The sequence below is a fragment of the Mycobacteroides sp. H001 genome, from assembly GCF_001440005.1.
GTDB lineage: Bacteria > Actinomycetota > Actinomycetes > Mycobacteriales > Mycobacteriaceae > Mycobacterium > Mycobacterium gwanakae.
Window position 1 is genome coordinate 1 of sequence record NZ_LJYH01000027.1, and the last position, 11,685, is coordinate 11,685.

The following is an 11,685-nucleotide window of genomic DNA, read 5'->3' on the forward strand; positions in this document are numbered from 1 at the left end:
ACCCAGGTCGGGGGGTGGGGGAGGGTGCCACGTCTCCATGGTGCCTGGACGGCTGCGGCCTGCGGTAATCGGGATTTCTTGGGATCGGTAGCGGATGGGCCCGCTTTCACTTGAGCCATGACGGAGCCATCGGGGCGACGGACGATGAAGGGACAGATGATGAATCGAGTGATCGTGGGTGCCATGGGACTTCTCGCCGCCGGTGCGGTGGTGGTGGGCTGCTCGACCGACAAGCCGGGTGGGTCGCAGGTGAGCTCGGGCAGCAACGCCGAGGTCAAGGTGGACGGCAAGGACCTGGCCGGCCTCGACCTCAAGTCGGTGACGTGCGTCAAGCAGGGCGGCAAGATCAACGTGGCCAGTGGCGCCGTCAACGGCCAGCAGGGTCTGGGTGTGGTGATGACCGACGAGGCGCCGCCCAAGGTGCAGTCGCTGGGATTGGTGTACGACGGTGCCGCGCTCGCGGTGAGCAGCGGGATGGGCGCCAGCGTCGGCTCGGCCGATGTCAAGGTCGACGGAAAGACGTACACCATCACGGGCGAAGCGTCGGGTGCCGACGTCAAGAACCCGATGGCCGGGATGATCACCAAGCCGTTCACCATCAAGGTGAGCTGCGGCTGACATCTCGACTGCGGCGGGCGTGCACAGCACGCCCGCCGCTTTTTACTATTCGGAGGTGACGATCATCGGTGACCTGGAGCGGGCCCGTCACCTGGCGCTGGCGGCCAAGGAAGAGGCCGCTAAGGAGATCTTGTTGTCACTGCTTGCCCAGGCCGAGGAGGCCGACCGCGACGATCTGGCATGCGAGGTGTTGGCCCAGCTTGCCGAGGTCTATCTGGTGCGTACCGCCTACGACGGTGTGACGGAAGGTATACGGCGGATTCGTGAGTGTCTGTCCTCCTACGCGGAAATCCGATCGGGGCGGCGCCCTGATCTGGCCGCGCGGGTCACCATGTCCGAGGCGGAGATCGACCACCTGATCTGTCGCTACACCCGGCGTGCCGCGTTCCTCGCCGCCGGATTGGCGGCGGCCAGCGGTGATCACGACGGTGCCGCGGCGAGTCTGGACACTCTGATCGATACGCCCGGGGACTTCGAGGATTTGGCCATCGAACAGCGCGGCCTGATCTGCTACGCCAGAATTTTGATGGCCAGGGGTTTGTGCGACGACGACATGTATGCGGACTCGGTGCCGATATGGGCCGTACTCCTCGATCAGCTCGAGGAATACGCGGGTGCGGGTGACCCCGAGTCCGATCATCTGTTTGTCAACGGAGCGTTATCGTATGGCCGGTTCTGCGTCGAGACCGGCCGGCTCGATGAGGCGCAGCCGTGGCTGCGCCGAGCCGAGGCGCGCGCCGGCGCGCGGGACTGGCAGTTGGCCGCTGCCCGTGCGCAGTTGGAGCGTGCTGCGGCGCGGTGGTCGGACGGCGATATCGCCGAAACCCAGACGCTGGTTCACCAGGCATACCCGGCGATTGCCGAGCACGTCCGGGCGCACGATGTGTCCCGTAGCTGGCTGTACTTCGGCTTGATCAGATTCCGGATGGGCGCGCTGGACGAGGCCGACGAATGCTGGGGGCATGCTGAGCGGCATTGGCGCGAGATCGAAAAGCCGCTGCACATTCACCGAATCCTGCTGCAGCGCAGCTGGATCTCCATTCTTCGCGGTGACTTCGCCGTTGCGGTCGAGAAGGTGGCGCAGGCCCGGGAACTGCTGGACTCGTACCCGCGGCACAGCTGGCTGCAATATGCCCGTCTCGACGATCAGCTGGGCAATATCTGGCGTGCCGACGCGCTGGCCGATCTTGGTCTCGACCCCGCTACCGGAGCGTTGCGCGGTGATGTGGACGGTCCCGGTTACCAGCGCGCGATGTCGAAGCTTCAACAGGCCGCAGACCTGAAGGTGCCTGCGGCGCTGGCTGTCGACGCGGTGCGCTACGCCATCCCCGATGCGGGTGCGCGGATGCGCTGGGCCAGGTGTGTGTCGGCGCCGCTACTGGCGGGCGCCTTCGCGGTGGCGAAGGAATGGGGCAATACCGTTCTGCTCACCGAGTTGATTGAATATCACAGTGCCCGAGGGGCTTTCACTGCTGAGCTGAGCGAGAAGCAGGCAGGTTCGGCGCCCGGTGCCTGGGCCGCGACGGCCACTGCGGCGGTTCCCGTCGAGGGGGATCTGGCGCTGGTGGCCGCGGCTCCGCCAGTGCAGGCGGATGGTGGGCTCACCCGCCTCGGACCGCTGCCACCGATGCGGATGGATCCCGCCGGTGATCAGATTATGAGCGGCTATCGGGAACTGGCCTGGCAGCGGTATGGCCGCGAGGTCACCGCCGCCGATGACGAATGGTCGACCTGGCCGTGACCGACACCTTGGTTCTGCGATTCGCCGATCTCGGCATCGCCACCTATGCGAGCCTGCGTGTGGTGGGAGATCCGTCCTGGACGGTCACCTGGGTCATCGAGCAGCAAGCCCTGGAAATTGCCTGCGGCGCTCTCTTTTCCGCGCTACCGGATCCGTCCGAGTCCGAGACTGCGCTCTTGGCCATCGAACGGGCGCTGACCGTGGGAGCCTTTGCGCGGCCCGATGCCGAACTCGACCTGGCCCGTGCGTTGGGTTCCCAGCTGGTGGCCGCCGACGGCTGGAAGCTGTTGTCCGAGTCCGTGTCATCTCCGCGTGCGGTGCTGTTTGTGACACCCAGTCCACGGTTGTCCCGGGTGCCCTGGGGGCAGTTGGCCATGCCGGGCACAGATGGTTTCCGGCTGATGGAGCTGGTCGACGTGCTGATGGCGGTGCCGCCCAATATCGTGCATGCGCCACGGCAGCCGGCGCGGTGGTGCGATCGCCACAACGGTCCTGCGGTACTGCTGCTTGACCCGCGAGTTCCCGGGCAGCGCCCGGATTCAACGTTGGGTTCGGTGCTGGGCCGTCCGTCTCCGGAGGCGCCTCTGACCCGCCATTTCGGCGAGTTGATGGACGCTTGCCAGGTGCTGCCTGCGGTCGGCGCACCTGTGGAACTGTTCCGCCGGAACGATATCGACCGCCACCGGCTTGCGGAGATGTGTGCGCAGCGCCCGGCCAGAATGCTGTACGTCGGCCACGCCAGCGCGGCGGAGGGCACCGTCGGCCACGCCGAGCGGGCGGCCCTGCATCTGGCCGAGGAGCACCCGCTGACCGCCGCCGACATGATGGCCGCGCGGCTCTCGATCCCGCCGCGAGTGGCGTTGTTGGCCTGTTCGTCTGGCGGCGATTACCGCTTTGATGAGGCGACGGGGCTTGCCGCCGCGATGATCCTGGGTGGGGCGGAGTTGGTGACCGCGACCCTGTGGTCGCTGCCGACAGCAGCTGCCTACGGCCAGTTCTCCACGCACACAACAGATCCCATGGCCGAAACGGTCGCAGAGGTGGACCGTGCGCATCGTGAAGAGGAGGCCGGCCGCGCGGTGAATCGTTGGCAGCGAGTTCAGCTGCGGCGCTGGCGCGACGGCGACCATGCGGCGAGCCCGCTGCATTGGGCGGCTGTGGTCAGTTTCGCCGTCGACGGTGCCCGTTGAATCAGCCGGCGTGCACCCGGACCGCGATGATGCTGTGGTCACCCGGCCGGTAGTACGCGTCGATGACGCTGCCGGGCGCCATCTTCGGCAGCGTGGCGGCAGGTATCACCGCCGTCTCCCGTGCCGGGAACTGGCCGCCGTCCGGCCGCGTCACCATGAGGTCCAGTTGCACCTCACGGCCCGCGCCGGTGGCATTCATCCCGGTGACGACTCCGCGTGAGCGGGTGCCCTGGGCGATCACCGCGCGCTGTGCCCCGGTCAACAGCCGCTTGCGGATCAGCAAGTGGTCGAATTCGGCCGCGAATTCCTCGATCGTGACGAGTCGTTCGTCGGCCTCTTCGTCCGGGTGCGCCGACGTGTTCCGGTGACCGGACAGCAACGCCGCGCATCCACCGAAGACTCTGGCAATGGTGGGAAACAGTCCTGTGTTCATGTCGATAGCGTCTGCCCGCCCGGCTGCTACCGAACCCAACTTTTGGTCGGCAGACAACGATTACCCTTGTGATGGTGAGCATCGGGTCGGCAACATCCGAGGCCGCCGTCGCGGTGCAGTCGGCGGTGCCGCGGCGTGCCGTCATCGACCGGGCCTGGCGTGCGATCGGCTCCGGCGTCGAGGTGCTCAGCACCGACGATGGCGGGCCGCTGCGCCGGACCGTGAAACGAATCCTGGACCCGCTGGTCCTGCGGTTGCGTAGCAATGCGGCCTTTTCCGCGCCGGTGCTGGGGGCGGAGGTGGCTGCGGCCATGCACGCCTTGATCGTGGGGCATGGCCCGCAGTTGCGGGCCACCGCAGACTGGTTCGTGATGCTCAAGGCTGAGCGGCGCCGGCAGCGCATCACCACCGGCAACGCTCAAGAGCTGTACTTCCCGGTGTGTTTCGAATTGGCCGTCACCAAAGGTGTTCCGCAGGTTGCGGATCGGCACACGTTGGCGGAGGTTCTGCACGACCTGCATCGCGACCGGGACCGGACGGCGATCGAGGTACTCAACCGTCACGTCGAGGATCCGGATGTGGTGACCCGGCTCGCCAGGTTGCGGGACCGGAGCTGGCGCGATGTGCGGCCGGACGACAGCATCACGGGACCGTTCTTCACGGGCCTCACCACGGTGCTCGGCGCGGCCGACAGTCATGGCGAGATGTCGGCGCGCCAACGGGTGTGGGCGGCCCTGATTGCCGATGCCACCCCATATAACCTGGGCGCCAGGGCGCACGGCGACGCTGCGGCCCTGCCGTGGTCCATTGTCGACATCGGGTTGAGTTCCACTGAACCGCAACGGCCTCCGGTCATCGACGGAGATCCCGATGGCGCCCGTCCGATGGATCGCAGCGTTGTTGACCGGGTACGGGCCACGCTGCGCCGGGCGCTGGATCGCGACGAGTTGCCCGATGTTCCCTTGCTGTGTGCCGAGGAGGTCGACCGAGCCTGCGCCCCATGGGGTCTGCTGAGCGAGGACAAGCAGGCCGCCCTGCTGGCCGGCGTCGAGGTGGCCACGGACCTGCGGCCACTGGGCGATTCGGTGGCGACGCGCTACGAGTTGTCCGGACGCGTCCAGGCTCGGCTGGCGAAAGAGGCCTACGTCATGCATGCCCGGCGCTATCTTGCCGCCGGTGACGCCATCCACCCCCGGCAGCGCCAGGTCATCGACGACCTGACCGCATTCGCACGGCCCTACCTGAGCAGGTTGTGGGCCCGGTTGCATGGTCGCGATGTCTGGCAGGAATCCTGCGGTGACGTCGATGATCTCCGGTCGCTGTTGGAAGGGGTGGCACGCTCGGTGAGCCTGGACCACCGGCAGCGGATAAAAGCCATGCTGGAATTGCAGGTCGCCGGATGAAACTGATCAATGAATCGGGTTTGTGGACAACAGGTCCTGTGCCTGCGCCGGTTCCGGCGGTCGCCGTTCTTGAGGTCAGCGGTGCGGTGTTGTCGTGGTCGATCGAAGCCCTTTCGGATCCGCCGGTGATCAGCTTCACGGATGCGGAGCGGGCCGACTGGATGTGGAGGGTCCTCGGCGAGGCCGGACATGTCGCCGTCGTCGAGGCGCTGCGTGATCGTGATCCCACCGAGGTGATCGAGCTGTCGTCGGTGTCGGTGCTACCGGGATCTACGGATGTCTTGCGGCGGTTGGCGTTGGGACATTGGTTCCGGAGATGGTGGCCGGCCAGCCGCCGTGACGGCATCGCCGTACTGGACCGGTCGGTGCTCGACGCCGAGCTCGCGGTGCTGACTGCGGCGGCCGAGGATTATTTCACCGACGACACCTTGGACGCGGATGTCGCTGGGCTATTGGCACCGCATGGCGCGGCACTGGGTTCTCATCGTGACCCGCGCGTGGATTTGCTCGTGGCACGGTGTCGCGAACTTGCCGATGAGATTGGGCTCCAGTGGGATTCACCGGACATCTGGGCCGCGCGGCGCGAGGACTATGCATTGGCCGCCGGCTCTGGTGACGAAGCCCGGCCCCTCGGCGCGATCGCCTTCGGCAGCGTGACGATCGCCTGGTCGGACGTGCCGCCGGGGATTTTCGACGCGGCCGAGCAGAATCTCGGATGGGCGGTCGTTGCCGAGAATGCGGCGGTGACCGCCCGGGTGCGGGCGGCGATATCCGGTCCGGAATCGTCCGAAGGCATTCCGGTCTCGTTGCGCTGCGGTGTGTTTCATGCGGCCGGCGTGCTGGATGCCGATGGCGGCGCGGTGCTGCCGGTCTTCGACGCACAGGAGCGGCCCGCTGAAGAGGTGCCGGCCTGGAATGCCGACTGGTCGGCGATGCGAGTGAGCGTGGGCGCCGGTGGCGCGGGTGAGCCCAGTGGGTTACGCGATCGGGTGCGGGCTTTCGCCCGCTCCCGACTGGCCAGGCCGGCCGATGACGCGTTCCTCGCCGAGCTGCTGGCCGCCGAGTCGGACTACTGACACCCGCATCGCGATCTAGTGGTGCTTGGAGATCCAGTCGGTGATGAAACCTTCCTCCACCCGGAACAGGTCGTTCACGTGGTAGAGGATCAAGTCTTCGAGCCTGCCCCCGATGAACGGGATGTACACCTTGCACGTGCTGGAGAGTCTCAGCTGAGAACCGTGATCGGTATCGGAGAGCCTGCACACTCCGGTGAAGGAGCCCGGTCCGGCGGGAACCGAGGCGCCGTAGCTGCCCAACGAGGATCCCTTGCTTTGATCAAACGGCTCGAAATGCTGCACGCGGGTGATCACCATGTCGGTGAGCATCACCTTCTGCGCGATCGGTGGCAGATAGATGCGGGGCAGATTCTGCTTGAGCACCACGTCGACACCGCGATCGGTCACGGTGTGGGTGTGAATCTCGGAGACAGGGGTGAGCCATCCGTACGCCGACATCAAGGTTTCCCAGTAGTCCCGGCTGGCAAAGTCCTGGTAGATCTTCTCGGCCGGAGCCGGAAAATTCACCGTGAAGACCGAACGCCTGGACATCGGACCCAGGTTAGCCGTGGGTGGCGATCCATTCGGAGGTGAATCGCTGTTCCGCAGAGAGCAGGTCCATGAGCTTTCCGCCGACGAAGCCCTCGATTTTGCCGCCTACCAGGGGGATCTTGACTTCGACGCCGACCTTCAGATCAAGTCGTGAACCCTTGGCTCCCGGCTGTAACCGCGCGGTGCCCGACAGGGTGACGGGTGCGCCCGGGATCGAGCCCACCACGGTGCCCTCGGATGTGCCGTCTGCGATGGCACCCCATTTCTCGGTGCGGACGATCTGCAGGTCACCTCGGTGAAACTGCGAGACGATGCCGGGCAGCCGGTCGCTGCGCAACACCTGGGTGGTGACGATCTCGAGGGCGCCGTTCTCGGATTTCAGGGAATCCAGGGTTGCGGTATCTGCGCCGGAACCGGCCAGACGCTCGTTCCAGTAGGCCTTGTCGGCGAAGGCCGCGTGAACTTGCTCGACGGTTGCCGAGTACTCCACTGACAGGTCAAATGAGCGGGCCATGGGTGGCAAGGCTACCGTTACGGCCCGTGAGGTTGGCACGAGCAACGCGCGCGCAGATCGAGGATCTTGGCGCTGTGGTCGCTGACGATGCCCCGCTCGCCTCACTGACGACGTTGCGGCTGGGGCCGGTGGCCGCCACGCTCATTCGGTGCGAGAGCACAGCACAGTTGACGGGCACACTGGCCGCGCTCGATGGCCATCCCACCCTGCTGCTGGCGGGCGGTTCGAACCTGGTTTTGGCCGACGATCTTCCGGACCTCACCGTGGTGCACATCGCGGCGGCCGGTGTTGAGGTGGATGGGCCGCTACTGCGTGCGGATGCGGGGACCAACTGGGACGAGTTGGTGGCGCTGTCGCTGCATGCCGGTCTGGGTGGACTGGAATGTCTCTCGGGAATCCCGGGAACCGCCGGTGCCACGCCGGTACAGAATGTGGGCGCCTATGGCGTCGAGGTGGCTTCGCTGCTGCGCAGAGTTCGGGTGCTGGACCGGGCGACCGGCCAGGTGCGCTGGTATGAGCCCGGCGAGCTGGGGTTCGGCTATCGCACGAGCATTCTCAAGGGCACCGACGCGCGCGTGGTGCTGGAGGTCGAATTCGGGTTGTCCACCGATGGACTGAGCTCGCCGATCCGGTATCCGGAGCTGGCCAGGGAGCTCGGGGCGGAGCCGGGGGAGCGCTTCGACGCGTTGGCGGTGCGCGAGGCGGTGCTGGGCCTGCGCCGGCGTAAGGGCATGGTGCTCGACGACTCCGATCACGACACCTGGAGTGTCGGGTCATTCTTCACCAACCCTGTTGTGGCTGAGGGAGATTTGGGCGCAATTCGGGCACGCGTGCGTGAACGGTTGGGGCCCGATATCGTTTTTCCGCAGTATCCGGCCCCTGACGGGGTGAAGCTCTCGGCAGGTTGGCTGGTGGAGCGGGCCGGGTTCGTCAAGGGTTATCCGGATGAACGGTCGGCGGTGCGGGTGTCGACGAAACATGCACTGGCACTGACGCATCGCGGAGGTGGGAGCACCGCTGACTTGCTGGGGCTGGCCCGGACCGTCCGCGATGGAGTCTTGGATGCCTTCGGGGTGCGGCTGGTTCCCGAGCCGGTGCTGGTGGGCTGCGCGCTGTAACTTCCGGTAATCGAGCGTTGCATTGCGGCGATGGCTCGTACAGTGAGCCGATGGGGCTGGGAATCGGCGTGCACGGGCTCTTCGTGGGGCTCGGCGTGCTGGTCGCCGCCGTTGTTTTCGCCTGTGAAGCGCGCCGCCGGGGCGCCCCCGCCGAACAGTCGTTGATCGCGGTGGCGGGTGCTCTGGTCGGCGGTGCGATCGGGATGCGGCTGTCGGGTTGGTTGGAACACCTGAACCCGGCACACAATCCCAGCCTGGTCGAGGCGTGGATGTTCGGATCACGCAGCATCATCGGCGGGCTGTTGGGGGCGTACATCGGTGTTCTGGTGGCCAAGCGACTCATCGGATACCGGGCCAAGACCGGTGACCTGTTCGCACCCGCGGTGGCGTTGGGTATGGCCGTGGGCCGGATCGGGTGTCACCTCACCGAGGCTCCGGGGCGGCCGACCTCGCTGCCCTGGGGTGTGCATGCTCCGGCGTCGCGGCCGAACTGCCCGGGATGCCTGGCCGGCGCGGCCATGCATCCGTCCTTTTTCTACGAGATCGCCTTCCAGTTAGTGGCTTTCGCGGTGCTGTGGTGGTGGCTGCGCTCACGCGTGACGCACCCCGGCGAGCTCTTCGTCCTCTACGTGTCCGCGTATGCGGTCTTCCGATTCTTCGTCGAGTTCAGCCGTGCCAACGAGACGGTGTGGCTGAATCTCACTCGACCACAATGGGTTCTGCTGGTGGGGATGACATTCGCGGCTTGGCGGCTGTGGCGCGGATATCGCGGGGGATACTACGACGGCATCTTCCGCGGCCGCCTTTCCGAAGCGGTGCGGGCATGAGTTACCCACCGGAACAGCCCAAACCTGGCATCAACGGAGCGACGATGGTTGCAGGTGCACTCTCGTTCATTTTCGGTAATGCCGTGTTCGGGTTTCTCGCGCTGATGATCGGCGGGTCGCTGGCCGACAGGTCTGGCATCGGCTTCGAGATTGTGCCCGGCTTTGTCGCGGTGGTGGGGATCGCGGTGGCGTTCGGTGTGGGTGGCGTGCTCACTAGGAAGGGTGATCGCGACAAGCGCGGTTGGGGGGTGGGGCTGATGGTCGGCTGGGCGTTGGTGTCGATGCTCACCGTCGGATTCTGTACGGGGCTCAATCCGGTGCTGTACCAATGACCGTCCCGCCGCAGCCGCCGCCAGAGGGCGAGCACCCGCCGCACTACCCGTACGGCCCGTATTCGTACGGACCCGCCGGATACCCACCGCCGCCGGGCTATCCGCAGTATCCGCCGGGGTACTACCCGTACCTTCAGGCTCCGCCGAGGCCGGGCGGTGGTGCGGTCGTGGGGATGACATTCGTCGGGATCTTCGTCTTCTGGGTGATGACCTTCGGGACCTTTCTGGTCCTGGAGAACGCGATGAGTGGGGGATTCTCGCCTGACACCAGGGCCATCACGCTGGCCGTCGTGATGTCGGTCATTGGCTTGGGAGGTGTTCTGGGATTGACCATTTGGGGACGTGGCTGGGTTCGGGGGCTGGGAATCGGATTCATGATCGGTTGGGCGACGGTGGCGATCATGACGGGGTTCATCGTGGGCTGCATTTCGATGCTGGAAGGGTTGGAGTAGACGTGGCTGGTATGGGGCTGCGCGGGGATCGGATCCTGCGCTACGTCAACGCTTTCTGCCCGTTGTGTCATGAGGGGAACCCGGAGCGTCCGCTGGCGGAGGTGGACCGGCTCTCGGGTTGGCTCGCGCATCGTGATGATCGGGTCTGGCTCGAACGGGCTTGCCGAGTGCACGGATTGGTACGCACGCTCTACGACGAGGATGCCGAGATCCTTGAGTACCTGGAGGAGTGGACGGCCCCCACCAAGACCCACGTTCCGGATGTACCGGGCAATTACGATCCCATCCCGATGGCGTATTTGCGTGGGCTGCCCGAGATGCAGACGCAGCACACCTGCATCCTGTTGGCCGACATCACCGAAGCGTGTAATTTGCGTTGCCCGACCTGTTTCGCCGATTCGTCACCAGACCTGCACGGTGTGGTACCGGTGCAGCGTGTGCTCGCCAACGTGGACCAGCGCTTGGCCCGCGAGAACGGCCGGCTGGATGTTCTGATGCTGAGCGGCGGTGAACCCACCGTCTACCCCGATCTCGGCCAGCTGCTCGGTGAGTTGATGAATCGGCCCATCACCCGGATCTTGATCAATACCAACGGCGTTCTCATCGCCCGAGATGACGCGCTACTGGACCTGCTGGCCCGCCACCGCGAACGCGTGGAGGTCTACCTGCAGTACGACGGCCCGTCGGCGGACGCGTCGCGGCATCATCGAGGTGGCGATCTGACGAGAATCAAAGCCGAGGCGGTGCAACGTCTCTCCCATAGAGAAATCTTCACGACATTGGTCATGACCGCCGCGCTCGGTGTCAATGACAGCGATATTGGTGCGGTCATCCGGCTCGCCCTCGATACGCCGTATGTGGGTGGTGTGTCGATTCAGCCGCAGTTCGGGTCCGGCCGGGCCGGCGCGATCGATCCCCTGCAACGGCTCACCCACACCGGTGTGCTCAAACGCCTTGGTCCACAGACCGGTGACGTCGTCACCTGGCGTGACTTGACGGCGCTGCCGTGTTCACATCCGCACTGTTGTTCGGTGGGATACATGGTGCGTGACGACGCGGGTGTGTGGCGGTCGCTGACCGCCCTCATCGGGTCCGAGCGTCTCAAGGAGAATCTGGGGTTGGTATCCAATCGCATTGCAGACCAGGAGGTCCCGCAGCAGCTCCGGTTGGCGGTCAAGGAGTCGCTGATGGGTCTGCTTTCCGAGCAGTCGTCCTTATCGCATCCCACAATCGGTGATGTGTGGAAAACCATTTGCGATAGTTGCGATTTGGGAATCTCGACATTGATGACTCTTGCGGCATCGGCACTACCGGGACGCCGGGCGAAGCTGCGCCGCATGCTCGGGGCTGCTTATCTGTAGCTAAATCGGATCGATGTGCGAAACATTGAGCTCCATCTGCAGCTATACCATCAAGTACATGTCCCTTATGAGGGGGCCGAGCAATACAA

General features: G+C 65.6%; 13 protein-coding genes. 10 read left to right on the top strand and 3 right to left on the bottom strand.

Going from position 1 to position 11,685, the window contains the following annotated elements; translation table 11 throughout:
• Positions 1–159 precede the first annotated feature (159 nt).
• From AOT83_RS10650 to AOT83_RS10660, 3 genes are read left to right on the top strand one after another with little or no spacing between them, the layout of a single operon-like run.
• Positions 160–618 (top strand): lipoprotein LpqH, encoded by a 459-nt coding sequence (locus AOT83_RS10650; protein WP_030096411.1) that lies wholly within the window; start codon positions 160–162, stop codon positions 616–618.
• Between the two features lie 55 nt (positions 619–673).
• Positions 674–2,359 (top strand): hypothetical protein, encoded by a 1,686-nt coding sequence (locus tag AOT83_RS10655; RefSeq protein ID WP_057966417.1) that lies wholly within the window; start codon positions 674–676, stop codon positions 2,357–2,359.
• Entirely contained in the window at positions 2,341–3,549 is a 1,209-nt protein-coding gene (locus AOT83_RS10660) for a CHAT domain-containing protein (RefSeq protein ID WP_057966414.1), read from the top strand. Before AOT83_RS10655 ends, AOT83_RS10660 begins: the two co-directional genes overlap by 19 nt.
• A gap of 1 nt (position 3,550) precedes the next feature.
• Here the strand turns inward: AOT83_RS10660 and AOT83_RS10665 are convergent, their stop codons facing one another.
• Positions 3,551–3,988 carry a hypothetical protein gene (locus AOT83_RS10665; protein ID WP_057966416.1) on the bottom strand — a complete coding sequence of 146 codons (438 nt, stop codon included), beginning with the start codon at positions 3,986–3,988 and terminating at the stop codon, positions 3,551–3,553.
• A gap of 68 nt (positions 3,989–4,056) precedes the next feature.
• On the opposite strand from AOT83_RS10665, the gene AOT83_RS10670 reads away from it, so the two are divergent.
• Complete coding sequence (locus AOT83_RS10670) at positions 4,057–5,385, top strand: hypothetical protein (RefSeq protein WP_057966415.1); 1,329 nt, start codon at positions 4,057–4,059, stop codon at positions 5,383–5,385.
• Positions 5,382–6,461 carry a hypothetical protein gene (locus AOT83_RS10675; RefSeq protein WP_057966413.1) on the top strand — a complete coding sequence of 360 codons (1,080 nt, stop codon included), beginning with the start codon at positions 5,382–5,384 and terminating at the stop codon, positions 6,459–6,461. Before AOT83_RS10670 ends, AOT83_RS10675 begins: the two co-directional genes overlap by 4 nt.
• A gap of 15 nt (positions 6,462–6,476) precedes the next feature.
• Here the strand turns inward: AOT83_RS10675 and AOT83_RS10680 are convergent, their stop codons facing one another.
• Positions 6,477–6,992 (bottom strand): DUF2505 domain-containing protein, encoded by a 516-nt coding sequence (locus tag AOT83_RS10680; protein ID WP_057966412.1) that lies wholly within the window; start codon positions 6,990–6,992, stop codon positions 6,477–6,479.
• Between the two features lie 10 nt (positions 6,993–7,002).
• A complete protein-coding gene (locus tag AOT83_RS10685) occupies positions 7,003–7,506 on the bottom strand; it encodes a DUF2505 domain-containing protein (protein ID WP_030096418.1) in 504 nt (167 codons plus the stop codon).
• A gap of 26 nt (positions 7,507–7,532) precedes the next feature.
• Here AOT83_RS10685 and AOT83_RS10690 point away from each other — a divergent pair, with 26 nt between their 5' ends.
• Genes AOT83_RS10690 through AOT83_RS10710 form a run of 5 tightly spaced genes read left to right on the top strand, consistent with a single transcriptional unit; the run spans position 7,533 to position 11,596 of the window.
• Positions 7,533–8,624 carry a UDP-N-acetylmuramate dehydrogenase gene (locus tag AOT83_RS10690; protein WP_057966411.1) on the top strand — a complete coding sequence of 364 codons (1,092 nt, stop codon included), beginning with the start codon at positions 7,533–7,535 and terminating at the stop codon, positions 8,622–8,624.
• Between the two features lie 50 nt (positions 8,625–8,674).
• Positions 8,675–9,451 (top strand): prolipoprotein diacylglyceryl transferase family protein, encoded by a 777-nt coding sequence (locus AOT83_RS10695; protein WP_057966410.1) that lies wholly within the window; start codon positions 8,675–8,677, stop codon positions 9,449–9,451.
• The gene (locus AOT83_RS10700; protein ID WP_057966409.1) at positions 9,448–9,783 is read left to right on the top strand and encodes a hypothetical protein; all 336 of its coding nucleotides are present in this window, start codon (positions 9,448–9,450) and stop codon (positions 9,781–9,783) included. The genes AOT83_RS10695 and AOT83_RS10700 overlap by 4 nt, the downstream gene beginning before the upstream one ends.
• Positions 9,780–10,235 carry a hypothetical protein gene (locus AOT83_RS10705; RefSeq protein WP_057966408.1) on the top strand — a complete coding sequence of 152 codons (456 nt, stop codon included), beginning with the start codon at positions 9,780–9,782 and terminating at the stop codon, positions 10,233–10,235. Before AOT83_RS10700 ends, AOT83_RS10705 begins: the two co-directional genes overlap by 4 nt.
• An 11-nt stretch (positions 10,236–10,246) precedes the next feature.
• Entirely contained in the window at positions 10,247–11,596 is a 1,350-nt protein-coding gene (locus tag AOT83_RS10710; protein WP_082628289.1) for a radical SAM protein, read from the top strand.
• The last annotated feature ends 89 nt before the right edge of the window (positions 11,597–11,685 follow it).

Excerpts from the sequence above, each read along its gene's own strand:
- AOT83_RS10650 (WP_030096411.1), top strand. The coding sequence starts at position 160 with ATGAATCGAGTGATCGTGGGTGCCATGGGACTTCTCGCCGCCGGTGCG.
- AOT83_RS10660 (WP_057966414.1), top strand. The coding sequence starts at position 2,341 with ATGGTCGACCTGGCCGTGACCGACACCTTGGTTCTGCGATTCGCCGAT.
- AOT83_RS10675 (WP_057966413.1), top strand. The coding sequence starts at position 5,382 with ATGAAACTGATCAATGAATCGGGTTTGTGGACAACAGGTCCTGTGCCT.
- AOT83_RS10680 (WP_057966412.1), bottom strand. The coding sequence starts at position 6,992 with ATGTCCAGGCGTTCGGTCTTCACGGTGAATTTTCCGGCTCCGGCCGAG.
- AOT83_RS10685 (WP_030096418.1), bottom strand. The coding sequence starts at position 7,506 with ATGGCCCGCTCATTTGACCTGTCAGTGGAGTACTCGGCAACCGTCGAG.
- AOT83_RS10695 (WP_057966410.1), top strand. The coding sequence starts at position 8,675 with ATGGGGCTGGGAATCGGCGTGCACGGGCTCTTCGTGGGGCTCGGCGTG.
- AOT83_RS10700 (WP_057966409.1), top strand. The coding sequence starts at position 9,448 with ATGAGTTACCCACCGGAACAGCCCAAACCTGGCATCAACGGAGCGACG.
- AOT83_RS10705 (WP_057966408.1), top strand. The coding sequence starts at position 9,780 with ATGACCGTCCCGCCGCAGCCGCCGCCAGAGGGCGAGCACCCGCCGCAC.
- AOT83_RS10710 (WP_082628289.1), top strand. The coding sequence starts at position 10,247 with ATGGGGCTGCGCGGGGATCGGATCCTGCGCTACGTCAACGCTTTCTGC.